A 19,830-nucleotide genomic window follows, 5' to 3' on the forward strand; every position below is an offset into this window, starting at 1 on the left:
GATGGCGATGAAAAAGTTGCTCATAGCGTCGCTGCTGTTTAGCAGCGCCACCGTATACGGTGCTGACGGGTTCGTAGTGAAAGACATTCATTTCGAAGGCCTTCAGCGTGTCGCCGTTGGTGCGGCCCTCCTCAGTATGCCTGTGCGCCCCGGCGATACGGTTAATGATGATGATATCAGTAATACCATCCGTGCTCTGTTTGCCACCGGCAACTTCGAGGATGTCCGCGTCCTGCGTGATGGTGATACCCTGCTGGTACAGGTAAAAGAACGTCCAACGATCGCCAGTATCACTTTCTCCGGTAACAAGTCGGTGAAAGATGACATGCTCAAGCAAAACCTTGAAGCATCCGGTGTTCGTGTGGGTGAGTCTCTGGACCGCACAACCCTTTCAGACATTGAAAAAGGTCTGGAAGACTTCTACTACAGCGTCGGTAAATACAGCGCCAGCGTGAAAGCGGTTGTGACTCCGCTGCCGCGTAACCGTGTTGACCTGAAGCTGGTCTTCCAGGAAGGTGTCTCTGCGAAGATCCAGCAGATCAACATCGTGGGTAACCACGCGTTCAGCACCGACGAACTGATCTCCACCTTCCAGCTGCGCGATGAAGTGCCGTGGTGGAACGTGGTGGGCGATCGCAAATACCAGAAACAGAAACTGGCGGGCGACCTTGAAACCCTGCGCAGCTACTATCTGGATCGTGGTTACGCGCGTTTCAACATCGACTCGACGCAGGTGAGCCTGACGCCGGACAAGAAAGGCATCTACATTACGATCAACATCACGGAAGGCGATCAGTACAAGCTTTCGGGTGTTGAGGTGAGTGGTAACCTGGCGGGGCATTCTGCTGAAATCGAATCGCTGACCAAAATTCAGCCAGGCGATCTCTATAGCGGATCCAAAGTCACCAAAATGGAAGACAGCATTAAGAAGCTGCTCGGCCGCTATGGTTATGCCTATCCGCGCGTACAGACTCAGCCGGAAATCAATGACGCGGATAAAACCGTTAAGCTGCACGTGAATGTTGACGCGGGTAACCGTTTCTACGTGCGTAAGATCCGCTTCGTCGGTAACGACACCTCTAAAGACTCCGTTCTGCGTCGCGAAATGCGTCAGATGGAAGGCGCATGGTTAGGTAGCGATCTCGTTGATCAGGGTAAAGAGCGTCTGAACCGTCTGGGCTATTTTGAAACGGTTGATACTGATACCCAGCGCGTACCGGGCAGCCCGGATCAGGTTGATGTCGTTTATAAAGTGAAAGAGCGTAACACCGGTAGCTTTAACTTTGGTGTGGGCTACGGTACTGAAAGCGGCGTCAGCTTCCAGGTTGGCGTGCAGCAGGATAACTGGCTGGGTACGGGTTACTCTGTCGGCATTAACGGTACCAAAAACGACTACCAGACCTACTCTGAGTTCTCTGTAACGAACCCATACTTCACCGTTGACGGTGTGAGCCTGGGCGGTCGTATCTTCTACAACGACTTTAAAGCAGACGATGCGGATCTGTCCTCCTACACCAACAAGAGTTACGGTGTGGACGGAACGCTTGGCTTCCCGATTAACGAATACAACACCCTGCGAGCGGGCTTAGGTTACGTGCATAACGACCTGTCCAATATGCAACCGCAGGTGGCCATGTGGCGTTACCTGGACTCTATTGGCCAGTCGGCGAGCAAAAACAGCGATAACAACGGTTTCGCTGCAGATGACTTCACCTTCAACTACGGCTGGACCTATAACCGTCTCGACCGTGGTTACTTCCCAACGGAAGGTTCTCGCGTCAACCTGAACGGTAAAGTTACCGTCCCGGGTTCCGATAACGAGTTCTATAAGGTGACGCTCGATACTGCGTCCTACTTCCCGATCGATGACGATCACAAGTGGGTGGTTCTGGGTCGTACCCGTTGGGGTTATGGTGATGGTTTAGGCGGCAAAGAGATGCCGTTCTATGAAAACTTCTATGCCGGTGGTTCCAGTACCGTTCGTGGCTTCCAGTCCAACAACATTGGTCCGAAAGCGGTTTACTACGGCGGGAACGACAAAGATAACTGCGATAAGTCTTCCTCATCAGAAGTCTGTAGTTCTGATGACGCAGTCGGCGGTAACGCTATGGCCGTGGCGAGCCTGGAGTTCATCACGCCAACGCCGTTTATTAGTGATAAATATGCGAACTCCGTCCGTACATCCTTCTTCTGGGATGCGGGTACGGTGTGGGATACCAACTGGGAGAACACTGCCCAGATGCGTGCAGCTGGCGTTCCTGACTACAGCGATCCGAGCAATATTCGCATGTCTGCCGGTATCGCATTACAATGGATGTCACCGCTGGGGCCGTTGGTCTTCTCTTACGCCCAGCCGTTTAAGAAATATGATGGAGACAAAGCGGAGCAATTCCAGTTTAACATTGGTAAAACCTGGTAATAATCCGCTGCAAAGGAATGCGTTGGCAGTGTAGCGCTGACAACTGGCGATCGGTAATACGGTCGCCTTGCCACGCAAAGAACGGTACCTTCTGGTGCCAATGGGATGGTAAGGAGTTAATTGTGAAAAAGTGGTTATTAGCTGCAGGTCTCGGTTTAGCGATGGCAACTTCTGCTCAGGCAGCAGACAAAATTGCAATCGTCAACATGGGTAATTTGTTCCAGCAGGTTGCACAGAAAACAGGTGTTTCTGCGACTCTGGAAAACGAATTCAAAGGCCGTGCAAGCGAACTGCAGGGTATGGAAAACGATCTTCAGTCCAAAATGCAGCGTCTGCAGCGTGATGGTTCTACCATGAAGGCAAGCGACCGCAGCAAGCTGGAAAAAGACGTAATGGCTCAGCGCCAGGCGTTCTCCCAGAAAGCGCAGGCTTTCGAGCAGGATCGTCAGCGTCGTTCTAACGAAGAACGCGGCAAGCTGGTGACTCGCATTCAGACCGCTGTTAAAGCAGTGGCTGCCGATCAGAGCATCGATCTGGTTGTTGATGCGAACGCCGTCGCTTTCAACAGCAAAGATGTTAAAGACATCACTGCTGACGTTCTGAAACAGGTTAAATAAGTAATGCCTTCAATTCGACTGGCTGATTTAGCTCAGCAGTTGGATGCAGAATTACACGGTGATGGCGATATCGTCATCACCGCTGTTGCGTCCATGCAATCTGCTAAAGCTGGCACGATTACCTTCATGGTAAGCCCTAAGTACCGTGAGCAACTGGCTCAATGCCAGGCGTCAGCTGTTGTTCTGACGCAGGACGATCTTCCATTTGCCACTGTAAGCGCGCTGGTAGTGAAAAACCCCTACCTGACGTATGCACGCATGGCTCAAATTCTTGATACCACGCCGCAACCGGCCCAGAACATTGCTGCCAGCGCAGCGATTGATGAGACGGCCAGGCTGGGTAACAACGTCGCCGTTGGTGCGAATGCGGTTATCGAATCCGGCGTCGAGCTGGGCGATAACGTCGTCATTGGCCCGGGCTGCTTCGTTGGGAAAAATACGAAAATCGGCGCCGGGACCCGTTTATGGGCCAATGTGTCCGTATACCATGACGTTGAAATTGGCGAAAACTGCCTCGTCCAGTCCAGCACCGTGATTGGTTCTGATGGCTTTGGTTACGCTAACGATCGCGGTAACTGGGTTAAGATCCCGCAGCTTGGTCGCGTTATTATTGGCGATCGCGTGGAGATCGGCGCCTGTACCACCATTGACCGTGGCGCGCTTGACGACACGATCATTGGCAATGGTGTTATCATCGATAACCAGTGCCAGATTGCGCATAACGTTGTGATTGGCGACAATACCGCGGTTGCGGGTGGCGTCATCATGGCGGGCAGCCTGAAAATTGGCCGTTATTGCATGATTGGCGGTGCGAGCGTGATTAATGGCCATATGGAAATCTGCGACAAGGTGACCGTGACGGGAATGGGCATGGTAATGCGTCCTATCACTGAACCTGGCGTCTATTCCTCCGGCATTCCGCTCCAGCCCAACAAGGTATGGCGTAAAACAGCAGCTCTGGTGATGAACATTGATGATATGAGCAAGCGCCTCAAGTCCCTTGAGCGCAAGATCGATCAACAAGACTAAGCGTCATCCGTTTAACGCTATTTTTCCCGGCCTGTCGGCTTTCTAATAAACCGGCAGGCCGTGTTATTATTGTTATCAGTACATTTTGACAGGAAGAGTATTTTGACTACTGACACTCATACTCTGCATATTGAAGAGATTTTAGAACTTCTGCCGCACCGCTACCCGTTTCTGCTGGTAGACCGTGTGCTGGATTTTGAAGAAGGTCGTTTTCTGCGCGCAGTGAAAAATGTTTCCGTGAATGAGCCGTTCTTCCAGGGGCACTTCCCTGGTAAACCTATCTTCCCGGGTGTGTTGATTCTGGAAGCGATGGCTCAGGCTACCGGTATTCTGGCGTTTAAAAGCGTCGGTAAACTGGAACCCGGTGAGCTGTATTACTTCGCGGGTATTGACGAAGCGCGCTTTAAGCGCCCTGTCGTGCCTGGTGATCAGATGATCATGGAAGTCACTTTTGAAAAAACGCGTCGTGGCCTGACTCGCTTCAAAGGCGTAGCGCTGGTTGACGGTAAAGTTGTTTGCGAAGCGACGATGATGTGTGCTCGTAGCCGGGAGTCCTGATACGTGATTGATAAATCCGCCTTTATTCATCCTACCGCCATTGTGGAAACGGGTGCCATCGTTGGTGCTAACGCCCACATTGGCCCGTTTTGTATTGTTGGACCCCATGTCGAAATTGGTGAGGGTACAGTACTGAAATCTCACGTTGTGGTGAATGGTCACACGACCATTGGCTGCAATAACGAGATCTATCAGTTCGCCTCCATCGGCGAAGTTAACCAGGATCTGAAATATGCTGGTGAGTCGACCCGTGTGGAAATCGGCGATCGTAACCGTATTCGCGAAAGCGTCACCATTCATCGTGGAACAGTACAGGGTGGTGGGTTGACGAAGGTGGGCAGCGATAACCTGTTTATGGTGAATGCGCATATCGCGCACGACTGTACCGTGGGTGACCGCTGTATCCTTGCCAACAATGCCACGCTGGCAGGACACGTATCAGTTGATGACTTCGCAATTATTGGCGGCATGACCGCAGTCCATCAGTTCTGCATCATTGGTGCGCACGTGATGGTCGGCGGATGCTCCGGTGTGGCGCAGGACGTCCCACCGTATGTGATTGCGCAGGGCAACCATGCCACGCCGTTTGGCGTGAACATCGAAGGCCTCAAGCGTCGTGGTTTTAGTCGCGAAGCGATTACTGCCATCCGCAACGCGTACAAACTGCTGTACCGTAGCGGTAAAACGCTGGAAGAGGCGAAGCCGGAAATTGCCGAACTGGCGAAAAAGCACCCGGAAGTGGACGCGTTCATGGAGTTCTTTGACCGTTCAACAAGGGGTCTGATTCGTTAATGGTCGACAGTCGTCCGCTTACGATAGCCCTGGTCGCCGGAGAAACCTCCGGCGATATTCTTGGTGCCGGTCTCATCCGTGCGCTTAAGGCACACGTACCCAATGCTCGCTTTGTCGGTGTTGCTGGCCCGCTGATGCAGGCCGAAGGCTGTGAGGCCTGGTATGAAATGGAAGAGCTGGCCGTGATGGGGATCGTTGAGGTGCTGGGACGGTTACGCCGTTTGCTGCACATCCGTGCCGATCTCACCCGCCGCTTTACCGAACTCAAACCCGATGTGTTTGTCGGTATCGATGCACCTGATTTCAACATTACCCTCGAAGGTAACCTGAAAAAGCAGGGCATTAAAACGATTCACTACGTCAGTCCGTCCGTCTGGGCGTGGCGACAGAAACGCGTTTTCAAAATCGGACGGTCCACCCACCTGGTGCTGGCTTTCCTGCCTTTCGAAAAAGCGTTTTACGACAGATTTAATGTTCCGTGCCGTTTTATCGGTCATACCATGGCGGATGCGATGCCACTGGATCCGGATAAAAACGCGGCGCGCGACGTGCTGGGCATCCCGCATGATGTGCACTGTCTGGCCTTACTGCCAGGCAGCCGTGGCGCAGAAGTTGAGATGCTGAGCGCCGATTTTCTTAAGACTGCGCAAATTCTTCGCCAGACCTATCCCGATCTTGAAGTGGTCGTGCCGCTGGTGAATGCCAAACGTCGCGAGCAGTTTGAGCGCATCAAAGCTGACGTCGCCCCGGATCTTCACGTCCGTCTTCTGGACGGGCAGGGGCGGGAAGCGATGTATGCGAGCGATGCCGCACTGCTGGCCTCCGGCACGGCGGCGCTGGAGTGTATGCTGGCGAAATGCCCGATGGTGGTCGGTTACCGCATGAAGCCGTTTACCTTCTGGCTGGCAAAACGTCTGGTGAAAACAGATTACGTCTCCCTGCCAAACCTGCTTGCCGGGCGCGAGCTGGTGAAAGAGCTGCTGCAGGATGAATGCCAGCCGCAGGCGCTGGCGGAGTCCCTGCTGCCGCTGCTCGCCAACGGTAAAACCAGCCACCAGATGCACGATACCTTCCGCGAACTGCATCAACTGATCCGCTGTAATGCTGATGAGCAAGCGGCCGATGCGGTGCTGGAGTTAGCAAAATGATGGAATTTGTTTATCCTCACACCCACCTTGTGGCGGGGGTGGACGAAGTGGGTCGTGGTCCGTTAGTGGGAGCCGTGGTGACCGCTGCGGTGATCCTCGATCCGGCTCGGCCGATCGTCGGGCTGAACGACTCAAAAAAATTGTCTGAAAAGCGCCGGCTGGCGCTGTTTAGTGAGATTCAGGAGAAAGCGCTGGCCTGGAGCCTCGGGCGTGCTGAACCGCATGAGATAGACGAGCTGAATATTTTGCATGCCACGATGCTGGCGATGCAGCGTGCGGTGGCGGGGCTGAAAATTTCCCCTGAATATGTCCTGATTGACGGCAACCGCTGTCCGGCATTGCCCATGCCTTCAATGGCAGTGGTCAAAGGCGATAGCCGGGTCGCAGAAATTAGCGCAGCTTCTATTATTGCCAAAGTGACACGCGACGCCGAAATGGCCGCGCTGGACCTCACTTACCCTCAGTATGGTTTCGCCCAGCATAAGGGATATCCCACACCTTTCCACCTGGAGAGGCTGGCTGAACATGGCGCAACCGAACACCATCGGCGCAGTTTTGGCCCGGTAAAACGCGCCCTGGGACGGGTGTCCTGAATCATTACGCAAGCAATTAAGTAACGCGGAATCTGAAGATGGCTGAACCACGTTTCGTACACCTGCGGGTGCATAGCGACTACTCCATGATCGATGGGCTGGCGAAGACCGGGCCGCTGGTAAAAAAGGCGGCCTCGCTTGGCATGCCTGCGCTGGCGATCACCGATTTTACCAACCTGTGTGGCCTGGTGAAGTTCTACGGAACGGCGCACGGCGCGGGGATGAAGCCGATCGTCGGCGCAGATTTTCATGTGCAGAGCGACCTCATCGGGGATGAACTGACGCAAATCTCCGTGCTGGCGATGAACAACACGGGTTACCAAAACCTCACGCTGCTGATCTCCAAAGCCTATCAGCGCGGTTACGGCGCGCTGGGCCCGTGGATCGACCGCGACTGGCTGGCTGAACTGAACGAAGGGCTGCTCCTGATCTCAGGCGGCCGGATGGGGGACGTCGGCAAATCCCTGCTGCGCGGTAACAGCGCGCTGGTGGATCAATGCGTCTCGTTCTATGAAGAATATTTCCCGAATCGTTATTACCTGGAGTTGATCCGTACCGGCCGTCAGGATGAAGAGAGCTATCTTCATGCCGCGGTGGCGCTCGCAGAAGAGCGCGGGTTGCCCGTAGTGGCCACCAACGACGTGCGGTTCCTTGAGGCGGGCGATTTTGACGCTCACGAAATTCGCGTGGCGATCCACGATGGCTTTACCCTCGACGATCCGAAGCGGCCGCGTAATTACTCCGCTCAACAGTACATGCGCAGCGAGGAGGAGATGTGTGAGCTCTTCTCCGATATCCCCGAAGCGCTGGAAAACAGCGTAGAGATTGCCAAGCGCTGCAACGTCACCGTCCGCCTTGGCGAATACTTCCTGCCGCAGTTCCCGACGGGTGACATGACCACGGAAGATTTCCTGGTCATGAAATCGAAAGAAGGTCTGGAAGAGCGTCTGGAATTCCTGTTCCCGGATGAAGAAGAGCGTAAAAAGCGTCGTCCGGAGTATGACGAACGCCTGGACATTGAACTCCAGGTGATCAACCAGATGGGCTTCCCGGGCTACTTCCTGATCGTTATGGAGTTCATCCAGTGGTCGAAGGATAACGGCGTGCCGGTTGGACCGGGCCGTGGTTCCGGCGCAGGCTCGCTGGTGGCGTACGCGCTGAAAATTACCGACCTCGATCCGCTGGAATTCGACCTGCTGTTCGAACGTTTCCTCAACCCGGAACGTGTCTCGATGCCCGACTTCGACGTTGACTTCTGCATGGAGAAACGTGACCAGGTGATCGAGCACGTGGCCGATATGTACGGCCGTGATGCGGTATCGCAGATCATTACCTTCGGTACGATGGCGGCGAAAGCGGTTATCCGCGACGTGGGCCGCGTGCTGGGCCACCCGTACGGGTTTGTCGATCGCATCTCTAAACTGGTGCCGCCCGATCCGGGCATGACGCTGGCAAAAGCCTTTGAGGCTGAACCGCAGCTGCCGGAAATCTATGAAGCGGACGAAGAGGTCAAAGCGCTGATCGACATGGCGCGCAAGCTGGAAGGCGTCACGCGTAACGCCGGTAAGCATGCGGGGGGCGTGGTTATCGCCCCGACCAAAATCACCGACTTCGCGCCGCTGTATTGCGATGAAGCGGGCCAGCATCCGGTCACCCAGTTCGACAAGAACGACGTAGAATACGCCGGGCTGGTGAAGTTCGACTTCCTTGGCCTGCGTACGCTGACCATCATCAACTGGGCGCTGGAGATGATCAACGCCCGCCGCGAGAAGAACGGCGAGCCGCCGCTGGATATCGCGGCCATCCCGCTGGACGACAAGAAAAGTTTCGACATGCTGCAGCGCTCGGAGACCACCGCCGTCTTCCAGCTTGAATCCCGCGGCATGAAAGATCTGATTAAACGTCTGCAGCCCGACTGCTTCGAAGATATGATCGCACTGGTGGCTCTGTTCCGTCCGGGCCCTTTGCAGTCAGGGATGGTAGATAACTTTATCGACCGTAAGCACGGGCGCGAAGAGATTTCCTACCCGGACGTTCAGTGGCAGCACGAAAGCCTGAAGCCGGTACTGGAGCCAACCTATGGCATCATCCTGTATCAGGAACAGGTGATGCAGATCGCCCAGGTGCTTTCCGGCTATACGCTCGGCGGCGCGGACATGCTGCGTCGTGCGATGGGTAAGAAAAAGCCGGAAGAGATGGCCAAGCAGCGTTCCATCTTTGAAGACGGGGCGAAGAAAAACGGCGTCGACGGCGAGCTGGCGATGAAAATCTTCGACCTGGTGGAGAAATTCGCCGGGTACGGATTTAACAAATCTCACTCAGCCGCCTATGCTTTGGTGTCGTATCAAACGCTGTGGCTGAAGGCACACTATCCTGCGGAGTTTATGGCTGCGGTAATGACCGCCGATATGGACAACACCGAGAAGGTGGTGGGCCTGGTGGATGAGTGCTGGCGCATGGGGCTGAAGATCCTGCCGCCGGATATTAACTCAGGTCTCTACCATTTCCACGTCAATGACGACGGGGAGATCGTTTACGGGATCGGCGCGATCAAGGGCGTGGGCGAGGGGCCGATCGAGGCGATCATCGAAGCGCGCAACAACGGCGGGTATTTCCGCGAGCTGTTCGATCTTTGCGCCCGTACCGATACCAAAAAGCTGAATCGCCGCGTGCTGGAAAAACTGATCATGTCCGGCGCGTTCGACAGGCTGGGGCCGCACCGCGCCGCGCTGATGAACTCGCTGGGCGACGCCCTGAAAGCGGCGGATCAGCACGCGAAAGCGGAAGCCATTGGTCAGGCGGATATGTTCGGCGTGCTGGCGGAAGAGCCGGAGCAGATCGAGCAATCTTATTCCAACTGCCAGCCGTGGCCAGAACAGGTGGTGCTGGACGGCGAGCGTGAAACGTTAGGTTTGTACCTGACGGGTCACCCGATCAACCAGTACATTAAAGAAATTGAGCGCTATGTCGGCGGCCACAGGCTGAAAGACATGCATCCGACAGAACGTGGTAAAATCACCACGGCTGCGGGGCTCGTGATTGCTGCAAGGGTTATGGTCACCAAGCGCGGCAATCGTATCGGCATCTGTACGTTGGATGACCGTTCCGGGCGTCTGGAGGTGATGTTGTTCACCGATGCGCTGGATAAATACCAGCAATTGCTGGAAAAAGACCGCATACTTATCGTCAGCGGACAGGTCAGCTTTGATGACTTCAGTGGGGGGCTTAAAATGACCGCCCGCGAAGTGATGGACATTGACGAAGCCCGGGAAAAATATGCTCGCGGGCTTGCTATCTCGCTGACGGACAGGCAAATTGATGACCAGCTTTTAAACCGACTCCGTCAGTCTCTGGAACCCCACCGCTCGGGGACAATTCCAGTACATCTCTACTATCAGAGGGCGGATGCACGTGCGCGGTTGCGCTTTGGTGCAACGTGGCGTGTCTCTCCGAGCGATCGTTTACTGAACGATCTCCGTGGCCTCATTGGTTCGGAGCAGGTGGAACTGGAGTTTGACTAATACAGGAATACTATGAGTCTGAATTTCCTTGATTTCGAACAGCCGATTGCTGAGCTGGAAGCGAAAATCGATTCTCTGACAGCGGTAAGCCGTCAGGATGAAAAACTGGATATTAACATCGACGAAGAAGTGCATCGTCTGCGTGAGAAAAGCGTAGAACTGACGCGCAAAATCTTTGCCGATCTCGGCGCATGGCAGGTGGCCCAGCTGGCACGCCATCCGCAGCGTCCGTACACCCTGGATTATGTCCGCCTGGCGTTTGACGAATTTGACGAACTGGCAGGCGATCGCGCATACGCTGACGACAAAGCTATCGTAGGCGGTATCGCGCGTCTGGACGGACGCCCGGTGATGATCATTGGTCATCAGAAAGGCCGTGAAACCAAAGAGAAAATCCGTCGTAACTTTGGTATGCCAGCACCAGAAGGCTACCGTAAAGCCCTGCGTCTGATGGAGATGGCTGAGCGTTTCAACATGCCAATCATCACCTTCATCGACACCCCGGGTGCCTACCCAGGCGTGGGCGCGGAAGAGCGCGGTCAGTCTGAAGCTATCGCGCGCAACCTGCGCGAGATGTCTCGTCTGAAGGTGCCGGTCATCTGTACCGTTATCGGTGAGGGTGGTTCCGGTGGCGCGCTGGCGATTGGCGTGGGTGATAAAGTGAATATGCTGCAGTACAGCACCTATTCCGTAATCTCCCCGGAAGGCTGCGCGTCTATTCTGTGGAAGAGTGCCGACAAAGCGCCTCTGGCTGCAGAAGCGATGGGCATCATTGCGCCACGCCTGAAAGAGCTTAAGCTGATCGATTCCATCATCCCGGAACCACTGGGTGGGGCACATCGTAAGCCGGAAGTGATGGCTGCTTCTCTGAAAGCGCAGCTGCTGGCCGATCTGGCAGACCTGGACGTGCTGAGCAAAGAAGATCTGCTCAACCGCCGTTACCAGCGTCTGATGACCTACGGCTACGCGTAAGCCTCACAATTATCTGAAAAGCCGCACAATGTTGCGGCTTTTTTTATACCTGCGGTTTAGCCGGACTATGCTTAGCTAATGTTTTTTAAGGAGGAAGCCCATGAATATCATTGCCGTTATGGGGCCACACGGCGTCTTTTATAAAGATGAGCCGATTAAGGAGCTGGAGCAAGCCCTGCAGTCGCGCGGGTATCAGCTAATTTGGCCGCACAACAGCGCCGATCTGCTGAAGTTCATCGAGCATAACCCGCGTATCTGCGGCGTGATCTTCGACTGGGATGAATATGACCTCGAACTGTGCAGCGATATCAACAAGCTGAACGAATATCTCCCGCTGTACGCGTTTATTAATACCCACTCAACCATGGACGTCAGCGCCAATGATATGCGTATGGCGCTGTGGTTCTTTGAATATTCGCTCGGCGTGGCGGAAGACATTGCGACGCGAATTCAGCAATACACGAATGAATATCTCGATAACATTACGCCGCCCTTTACCCGGGCGCTCTTCACCTACGTGAAGGAGGGGAAATATACCTTCTGTACGCCTGGGCATATGGCGGGAACGGCCTACCAAAAAAGCCCGGTGGGCTGCCTGTTCTATGATTTCTTTGGTGGCAACACGCTGAAAGCGGACGTGTCCATTTCAGTCACCGAACTAGGCTCTCTGCTGGATCATACCGGACCGCATCTGGAAGCCGAAGAGTATATCGCCCGCACCTTTGGGGCCGAGCAGAGCTATATGGTGACCAACGGCACCTCGACCTCGAACAAAATCGTCGGAATGTATGCCGCGCCTGCGGGGAGCACCCTGCTGATTGACCGTAACTGCCATAAATCGCTGGCGCACCTGCTGATGATGAGCGACGTTGTACCGCTCTGGCTGTCGCCCACGCGTAACGCGCTCGGCATTCTGGGCGGCATTCCACGCCGGGAGTTCGCCCATGACGCGATTGAACGCAAGGTCGCGGCAGTGCCCGGCGCAGGCTGGCCTGTCCATGCGGTGATCACCAACTCGACCTATGACGGTCTGCTGTACAACACGGACTGGATCAAAAAGACTTTGGACGTGCCGTCGATCCACTTCGATTCCGCGTGGGTACCGTACACCAATTTCCACCCGATTTACGCGGGTAAAAGCGGCATGAGCGGTGAACGCGTGCCGGGTAAAGTGTTCTTCGAAACGCAGTCGACGCACAAAATGCTGGCCGCGTTTTCCCAGGCTTCGCTGATTCATATCAAAGGCGAGTACGACGAAGAGACCTTTAACGAAGCCTTTATGATGCATACCACCACCTCACCAAGCTATCCGCTGGTGGCGTCTATCGAAACGGCTGCGGCGATGCTGCGCGGCAATCCCGGTAAACGTCTCATCAACCGTTCGGTGGAGCGCGCGCTGCATTTCCGTAAAGAGGTTCAGCGGCTCAAAGAGGAAGCCGACGGCTGGTTCTTTGATATCTGGCAGCCGGAAGAGATTGATGAAGCAGAATGCTGGCCGGTTTCGCCCGGCGAAGACTGGCATGGCTTCCGGGATGCCGATAGTGACCATATGTTCCTCGATCCGGTTAAGGTGACGATCCTGACGCCGGGTATGGATGAGCAGGGCAAGATGAGCGAGGAAGGGATCCCGGCTGCGCTGGTGGCGAAGTTCCTTGATGAACGCGGCGTGGTGGTGGAGAAAACAGGCCCCTATAATTTGCTGTTTCTGTTCAGCATCGGGATCGATAAAACCCGGGCGATGGGGCTGCTGCGCGGTCTGATGGAATTTAAGCGCGCCTACGATCTCAACCTGCGGGTGAAGAACATGCTGCCGGATCTCTACGCGGAAGATCCTGACTTCTACCGCAATATGCGTATTCAGGATCTGGCCCAGGGGATCCACAGGCTGATCCGTCAGCACGATCTGCCGCGTCTGATGCTACAGGCGTTCGATGTGTTGCCGGAGATGAAGTTTACCCCGCACAAGGCGTGGCAGCGCCAGGTGAGGGGGGAGGTCGAAACCGTCGAGCTGGAAAATCTGGTTGGGCGCGTATCGGCAAACATGATCCTGCCGTATCCGCCGGGCGTACCGCTCCTGATGCCGGGAGAGATGATTACCGAAGAGAGTCGGGCCGTGCTCGATTTCCTGCTGATGCTCTGTTCGGTAGGGCGTCACTATCCCGGTTTTGAGACGGATATCCACGGTGCGAAGCGCGACGAAAACGGCGTGTACTGGGTGCGAGTCCTAAAATAAGGGTGACCGCTTGCCAGGTGCGGGTTTTCGGTTGTAACGTTCAGGCATCATAAAAAGGAGAAGCTATGCTGGGTTTAAAACAGGTTCATCATATTGCGATCATTGCGACCGATTACGCGAAGAGTAAGGCCTTCTACTGCGACATTCTCGGCTTTACGCTGTTGAGCGAGGCCTACCGTGAGGAGCGCGACTCCTGGAAGGGCGACCTGGCGTTAAACGGGCAGTATGTGATTGAACTGTTCTCTTTTCCTTTTCCGCCTGCGCGTTCGTCCCGCCCGGAAGCCTGCGGTCTGCGCCATCTTGCCTTCAGCGTCGATGACCTGGATAGCGCAGTAAAACATCTGGAAGCGCACGGCGTGACGTGTGAAGCAATCCGCGTCGATCCGTTCACCGACAAGCGCTTTACCTTTTTCAACGACCCGGACGGCCTGCCGCTGGAGCTTTATCAGCAGTAATCTTCGTCCTGTGTGATAATGCCCGCTCAGTTCGGGCATTTTTTATGTGTAATTCCCTATGACCTTACCCGCTATCGCACACGCTGTTTCACCGTACCGCCAGCTGCTGGTGGGGTTTAGCGGTGGCCTGGATTCCACCGTTCTGCTCCATCGCCTTAAGTGCTGGCGCGATCGGGAGCCTGACGTCCAGCTGCGGGCGATACATATTCATCACGGATTAAGTCCTCGCGCAGAGGAGTGGGTGGCGCACTGCGAAGCCTTGTGTGCGGCGTGGGCGATCCCGCTTCTCGTCGAGCGCGTCACGCTTGCAGAGGAAGGGCTGGGCATTGAGGCGCAGGCGCGTAAAGCTCGCTATGCCGCCTTTGCCGGGGCATTGCGTACAGGAGAAGCGCTGGTCGCGGCCCAGCACCTGGACGATCAGTGTGAAACCTTTCTGCTGGCGCTTAAGCGGGGCAGCGGACCGGCAGGGCTTTCAGCCATGCCTGAGCGTTCTGAGTTTGCCGGTACAACGTTACTGCGTCCGCTGCTTGGCGAGACGCGCGCCTCGCTTGAGGCCTGGGCGCGAGAACATCAGCTCAGCTGGATTGAAGATGAGAGCAACCAGGATGACGGCTATGACCGTAACTTTCTGCGTCTGCGCGTCCTCCCGCTATTGAGCGAGCGCTGGCCGCATTTCGCCGACGCGACGGCAAGAAGCGCTATGCTGTGCGCCGAACAGGAATCGCTGCTGGACGAGCTGTTGAGTGACGAGCTGGCTGAACTGATTTCTGAAGACGGAGCGCTGGCGATTGCACCGCTGAAAGCGATGAGCCCGGTGCGTCGCGCCGCACTGATACGGCGCTGGCTGGCCTCTCATCACGCCGCGATGCCGTCGCGGGCGATGCTAAACCGTATCTGGGACGAGGTTGCCCTGGCGCGGGAGGATGCTTCCCCGTGCGTCCATCTGAACGGTTTTGACGTAAGGCGCTACAAAGGGGAACTCTGGTGGGTAAAATCAACGCCCTCACTGACCAATGTGGTGCTCGACTGGCTTTCACCTGAGCTTCCGCTGATATTGCCCGCTGACGCTGGACGTGTTTCTCTTATACCGTCTGGTCATGTGAGGCTGCCAGAGGCAGGAGAACCGGTAACGGTACGCTTTAAGGCTGGCGGCATGCTGCATGTTGTCGGGCGCAACGGGGGACGCAAGCTGAAGAAAATCTGGCAGGAGTGCAACGTGCCGCCGTGGCTGCGCGACACCACGCCGCTGCTGTTCTATGGTGAAACATTGATTGCTGCTGCGGGCATTTTCATCACGGAAGCGGGATGGGCGGAAGAGGGGGTCAGGTTTGAGTGGCAGAAAGCGTAACGGGCAGCCAGGCTGCCCGTTAATGTCATCAGGATTCGCTCACCACGACGGTGCCGATTTGCGGGTGGCTGAAGCTGGCTATTTTATCCAGGCGCAGCTCACGCGTCGCACCGGCATCTTCCACTATCAGGTATTCCACATTCTTACGTGAAACCAGATCGCTGGCCTTCGCTTTCAACACTTCGCCATCTTTTAGCTCCAGCGTCAGTAATAAATGATGCTGGCAGGCGAGTTCGAGGTTGTCATAGTCATCACAATTGATGGGTTGATAAGTATCATTCATCGACATAATCGCTCACCAGTAAATTCGCCGCAGCATACGCTGCTTTTTCCCTGACCGACTCTGAAAGGCTCTCATCAGAGGCCACTTCATTAAGCACTTTCAATACACAGCCCAACGCGTCCGGGACATACCCCAGATCTCCGCTGGCGATTTCCGCATACCGTTTGCGAATTAACTCACAATAATTATTCACATCCCCTCCCGCCAGCGCACTGACTTACTGTGAGATATCATTAAGCCTACGAAGATAAACTCGGTTTAGCAAGGTGACTATACCATACTCATTTAAGCAATATCAGCGCCTTGATAGCGGTGTATTTATCACCCTACAACAGCCTTTTGCCGCGGTTTTCGCTACAATGAGCGCCTGATTCGAATGGAGTTCTCTCATGGCGCTGAAAGCGACAATTTATAAAGCAGTGGTCAATGTGGCCGATCTCGATCGCAACCAGTTCCTGGACGCCTCGCTGACGCTGGCTCGCCACCCCTCCGAAACCCAGGAGCGCATGATGCTGCGCCTGCTGGCGTGGATTAAGTACGCTGACGAGCGTCTGCAGTTTACCCGTGGGTTAAGCGCAGAAGACGAGCCAGAAGCCTGGCTGCGCAACGATCATCTGGGTATTGATTTGTGGATCGAACTTGGACTGCCGGACGAACGCAGAATTAAGAAGGCCTGCACTCAGTCCGCTGAAGTGGCCTTATTCGCGTATAATCAGCGCGCTGCGGAGATTTGGTGGCAGCAAAACAAGAGCAAGTGCGGACAGTATAAAAATCTCACGGTCTGGTATCTGGATGATGAGCAGCTGGCGCAGCTGAGCGACTTTGCCAGCCGGACCATGGTGTTGCAGGCGACGATTCAGGACGGTGCCATCTGGCTCTCTGATTCTCAGAATAATCTGGAAATTCATTTGACGGCATGGCAACCGGCCTCATGATCGTCCTGTCCCGAAACGTCAGCATTCCGGACAACGAGCTGGAGATCACCGCCATCCGTGCTCAGGGGGCAGGTGGGCAGCACGTCAACAAGACCTCAACGGCTATCCATTTGCGTTTTGACATTCGGGCCTCAAGCCTGCCAGAGTATTATAAAGAAAGTCTGCTTGCTGCCAGCCATCACCTGATCACCAGCGATGGCGTGATGGTGATCAAAGCCCAGGAATACCGCAGCCAGGAGCTCAACCGGAAAGCGGCCATCGCCAGGCTGGTGGCGGTCATCAAAGAATTAACGGCAGTACAAAAAAGCCGCCGGGCAACGCGGCCAACCCGCGCATCGAAAGAGCGTCGGCTGGCCTCGAAGGCCCAAAAATCCACAGTGAAAGCACTACGCGGTAAAGTTCGTCGCCCCACAGAGTGACGAAAGGGAACACACTTTTCATAAGGAATTCATTGTGAAAAAAGCATTATGGTCAGCGCTGGCAGTGAGTACGCTGTTTGCGCTTTTCGGGTGTAACAACCGCTCCGAAACGCAGGTTTTACAACCCACGCAGACGGAAGAATTAAAACCGATGCAGCAGAGCTGGCGCGGCGTATTGCCTTGCGCGGACTGTGAAGGCATTGAAACGTCCCTGTTCCTGCAAAAAGACGGCACCTGGGTGATGAACCAGCGCTATCAGGGTGCAAAAGAGCCTTCTTCTTTTGCAACTTATGGAACATGGGCGCGAACGGCGGAGAAGCTGGTTCTGACGGATACCGCTGGCGAGAAAACTTATTTCCGCGCCAAAGGCGAGGGGATGGAGATGCTGGATCGTCAAGGCAATCCAATTGAATCCCAGTTTAACTACACGCTGGCGCCGGTAAAAGCGGCTCTGCCCGCGACGCCGATGGCGATGCGGGGGATGTACTTCTATATGGCGGATGCGGCGATCTTTACCGACTGCGCAACCGGTAAGAAGGTCAGCGTGGCAAACAATGCGCAGCTTGAACGTGATTACGCGGTGGCGCGCGGCAATGACAGCAAGCCGGTATTGCTGACGGTGGACGGTCACTTTACGCTGGAGCCAAACCCGGATAGTGGAGAGATGGTGAAAACGCTGGTGGCAGATAAAGACGCGAAGTTTGTTGCGGGTAAAGACTGTAACAGTAAATAAGCTGACGCTGAGCCATTAAAAAACCCCGCCTGAGCGGGGTTTTTTGTTTAGCCTTTGATGGCTTTCACCAGGTAATCAAGAATGTCGCCGGTCTTGATCATCTGTTTTTCGCCGCTGCGACGGTATTTGTATTCAATCTCGTCGCTGTCGAGGTTACGGTCGCCGATCACGACGGTGTGTGGGATACCGATCAGTTCCATATCGGCAAACATCACGCCCGGACGCTCTTTACGGTCATCCATCAGCACTTCGATACCCTGCGCACGCAGCTCGGCATACAGCTTCTCGGCCAGTTCCTGCACGCGGTAAGACTTGTGCATGTTCATTGGCAGAATAGCAACCTGGAACGGCGCGATGTTGTCTGGCCAGACGATGCCGCGCTCGTCATAGTTCTGCTCAATGGCGGCAGCTACCACGCGCGTCACCCCGATACCGTAGCAACCCATGGTCAGGATCTGGTTACGGCCATCTTCACCCTGAACAGCGGCGTTCAGCGCGCGCGAGTATTTATCGCCCAGCTGGAAGATGTGACCGACTTCAATGCCGCGCTTGATCATCAGGGTACCCTGACCGTCCGGGCTTGGATCGCCTGCGACCACGTTACGGATGTCAGCCACTTCCGGCGTCGCCACGTCGCGATCCCAGTTGATGCCGAAGTAGTGTTTACCGTCGATGTTAGCACCGGCGGAGAAGTCGCTCATCGCGGCTACCGTGCGGTCAATAACAACAGGAACCGGCATATTCACCGGACCGAGAGAACCTGGGCCAGCATTGACCACGGCGCGGATTTCCGCTTCCGTTGCGAAAGTCAGCGGGCTGGCAACCTGCGGCAGCTTCTCTGCTTTCACTTCGTTCAGCTCGTGATCGCCACGCACCAGCAGGGCAACCAGCGGGTAAGCGCTCCCTTCAGTGGCTTTCACCAGCAGCGTCTTCACGGTTTTTTCGATCGGCAGGTTGAACTGCTCAACCAGCTCGGCAATGGTTTTCGCGTTTGGCGTATCAACCAGCGTCATCTCTTGCGTTGCCGCAGCACGTGGTTCTTTTGGTGCAAGCGCTTCTGCGAATTCGATGTTCGCCGCGTAATCGGAAGAGTCAGAGAAGATCACATCGTCTTCACCGCTCTGCGCCAGTACCTGGAATTCATGAGATGCGCTACCGCCGATGGAGCCGGTATCAGCCTGCACAGCACGGAAATCCAGCCCCATGCGGGAGAAGATTTTGCTGTACGCCGCGTACATTTTGTCGTAGGTCTCTTGCAGGGATTCCTGAGAGGTATGGAAAGAGTAGGCATCTTTCATCAGGAATTCGCGAGAGCGCATGACGCCGAAACGCGGGCGAACTTCGTCACGGAACTTGGTCTGGATCTGGAAGAAGTTCAGCGGCAGTTGTTTGTAAGAGCTCAGCTCATTACGAATCAGGTCGGTGATGACTTCTTCATGCGTTGGGCCGAGAACGAACGGACGCTCGCCACGATCGACGAAGCGCAGCAGTTCAGGACCATATTGCTCCCAGCGGCCACTCTCCTGCCACAGGTCAGCGGGCTGAACCACGGGCATGGACACCTCGATAGCACCGGCGTTGTTCATCTCTTCACGCACGATGTTTTCGACTTTTTTCAGGACGCGCACGCCGGTCGGCAGCCAGGTGTATAACCCGGAGGCCAGCTTGCGGATCATCCCGGCGCGCAGCATCAGCTGATGGCTGATCACTTCGGCGTCGGCAGGCGTCTCCTTCAGAGTGGAGAGCAGATATTGGCTAGTACGCATGTTGTTACG

At 55.3% G+C, this 19,830-nt stretch carries 18 protein-coding genes; 15 read left to right on the top strand and 3 right to left on the bottom strand.

Features of this window, described 5'->3' with window-relative positions:
- Nucleotide 1: 1 nt before the first annotated feature.
- From bamA to tilS, 12 genes are all read left to right on the top strand, one after another.
- Entirely contained in the window at nt 2-2,419 is a 2,418-nt protein-coding gene (gene bamA, locus BFV67_RS03895; RefSeq protein ID WP_008501904.1) for an outer membrane protein assembly factor BamA, read from the top strand.
- A 122-nt stretch (nt 2,420-2,541) separates the two neighbouring features.
- A complete protein-coding gene (skp, locus tag BFV67_RS03900; RefSeq protein WP_008501902.1) occupies nt 2,542-3,036 on the top strand; it encodes a molecular chaperone Skp in 495 nt (164 codons plus the stop codon).
- 3 nt (nt 3,037-3,039) lie between these two features.
- A complete protein-coding gene (lpxD, locus tag BFV67_RS03905; protein ID WP_008501901.1) occupies nt 3,040-4,065 on the top strand; it encodes a UDP-3-O-(3-hydroxymyristoyl)glucosamine N-acyltransferase in 1,026 nt (341 codons plus the stop codon).
- 102 nt (nt 4,066-4,167) lie between these two features.
- A complete protein-coding gene (gene fabZ / locus BFV67_RS03910; RefSeq protein WP_010426706.1) occupies nt 4,168-4,623 on the top strand; it encodes a 3-hydroxyacyl-ACP dehydratase FabZ in 456 nt (151 codons plus the stop codon).
- Nucleotides 4,624-4,626: 3 nt separating this feature from the next.
- The gene (gene lpxA / locus BFV67_RS03915) at nt 4,627-5,415 is read left to right on the top strand and encodes an acyl-ACP--UDP-N-acetylglucosamine O-acyltransferase (protein ID WP_008501899.1); all 789 of its coding nucleotides are present in this window, start codon (nt 4,627-4,629) and stop codon (nt 5,413-5,415) included.
- Complete coding sequence (gene lpxB / locus BFV67_RS03920) at nt 5,415-6,563, top strand: lipid-A-disaccharide synthase (RefSeq protein WP_069597892.1); 1,149 nt, start codon at nt 5,415-5,417, stop codon at nt 6,561-6,563. Before lpxA ends, lpxB begins: the two co-directional genes overlap by 1 nt.
- The gene (gene rnhB, locus BFV67_RS03925) at nt 6,560-7,156 is read left to right on the top strand and encodes a ribonuclease HII (RefSeq protein WP_008501897.1); all 597 of its coding nucleotides are present in this window, start codon (nt 6,560-6,562) and stop codon (nt 7,154-7,156) included. The genes lpxB and rnhB overlap by 4 nt, the downstream gene beginning before the upstream one ends.
- 38 nt (nt 7,157-7,194) lie before the next feature.
- Nucleotides 7,195-10,677 carry a DNA polymerase III subunit alpha gene (dnaE, locus tag BFV67_RS03930; protein ID WP_008501896.1) on the top strand — a complete coding sequence of 1,161 codons (3,483 nt, stop codon included), beginning with the start codon at nt 7,195-7,197 and terminating at the stop codon, nt 10,675-10,677.
- Nucleotides 10,678-10,689: 12 nt separating this feature from the next.
- Complete coding sequence (gene accA / locus BFV67_RS03935) at nt 10,690-11,649, top strand: acetyl-CoA carboxylase carboxyl transferase subunit alpha (RefSeq protein ID WP_008501895.1); 960 nt, start codon at nt 10,690-10,692, stop codon at nt 11,647-11,649.
- Between the two features lie 100 nt (nt 11,650-11,749).
- A complete protein-coding gene (locus BFV67_RS03940; protein ID WP_069597893.1) occupies nt 11,750-13,882 on the top strand; it encodes a lysine decarboxylase LdcC in 2,133 nt (710 codons plus the stop codon).
- 65 nt (nt 13,883-13,947) lie between these two features.
- A complete protein-coding gene (locus BFV67_RS03945; protein ID WP_069597894.1) occupies nt 13,948-14,337 on the top strand; it encodes a VOC family protein in 390 nt (129 codons plus the stop codon).
- Nucleotides 14,338-14,395: 58 nt separating this feature from the next.
- Entirely contained in the window at nt 14,396-15,685 is a 1,290-nt protein-coding gene (tilS, locus tag BFV67_RS03950) for a tRNA lysidine(34) synthetase TilS (protein ID WP_069597895.1), read from the top strand.
- Between the two features lie 28 nt (nt 15,686-15,713).
- Here the strand turns inward: tilS and rof are convergent, their stop codons facing one another.
- Complete coding sequence (rof, locus tag BFV67_RS03955; RefSeq protein WP_008501890.1) at nt 15,714-15,974, bottom strand: Rho-binding antiterminator; 261 nt, start codon at nt 15,972-15,974, stop codon at nt 15,714-15,716.
- Nucleotides 15,961-16,161, bottom strand: coding sequence for a YaeP family protein (locus BFV67_RS03960; protein WP_008501889.1), 201 nt, complete (start codon nt 16,159-16,161; stop codon nt 15,961-15,963). Before BFV67_RS03960 ends, rof begins: the two co-directional genes overlap by 14 nt.
- A gap of 196 nt (nt 16,162-16,357) precedes the next feature.
- On the opposite strand from BFV67_RS03960, the gene BFV67_RS03965 reads away from it, so the two are divergent.
- The 3 genes from BFV67_RS03965 to nlpE are packed head-to-tail and all read left to right on the top strand — an operon-like array spanning nt 16,358 to nt 18,055.
- Nucleotides 16,358-16,903: a YaeQ family protein gene (locus BFV67_RS03965; protein WP_023293228.1), complete on the top strand. Its 546-nt coding sequence runs from the start codon at nt 16,358-16,360 to the stop codon at nt 16,901-16,903.
- Nucleotides 16,900-17,322: an alternative ribosome rescue aminoacyl-tRNA hydrolase ArfB gene (arfB, locus tag BFV67_RS03970; protein WP_069598939.1), complete on the top strand. Its 423-nt coding sequence runs from the start codon at nt 16,900-16,902 to the stop codon at nt 17,320-17,322. Before BFV67_RS03965 ends, arfB begins: the two co-directional genes overlap by 4 nt.
- A 34-nt stretch (nt 17,323-17,356) precedes the next feature.
- A complete protein-coding gene (nlpE, locus tag BFV67_RS03975) occupies nt 17,357-18,055 on the top strand; it encodes an envelope stress response activation lipoprotein NlpE (protein ID WP_069597896.1) in 699 nt (232 codons plus the stop codon).
- 47 nt (nt 18,056-18,102) lie between these two features.
- On the opposite strand, the gene proS is transcribed toward nlpE, so the two are convergent.
- Nucleotides 18,103-19,821, bottom strand: a complete 1,719-nt coding sequence (gene proS / locus BFV67_RS03980) for a proline--tRNA ligase (RefSeq protein WP_069597897.1) — start codon at nt 19,819-19,821, stop codon at nt 18,103-18,105.
- Nucleotides 19,822-19,830: the final 9 nt, after the last annotated feature.

It is taken from the genome of Enterobacter roggenkampii (genome assembly GCF_001729805.1).
GTDB lineage: Bacteria > Pseudomonadota > Gammaproteobacteria > Enterobacterales > Enterobacteriaceae > Enterobacter > Enterobacter roggenkampii.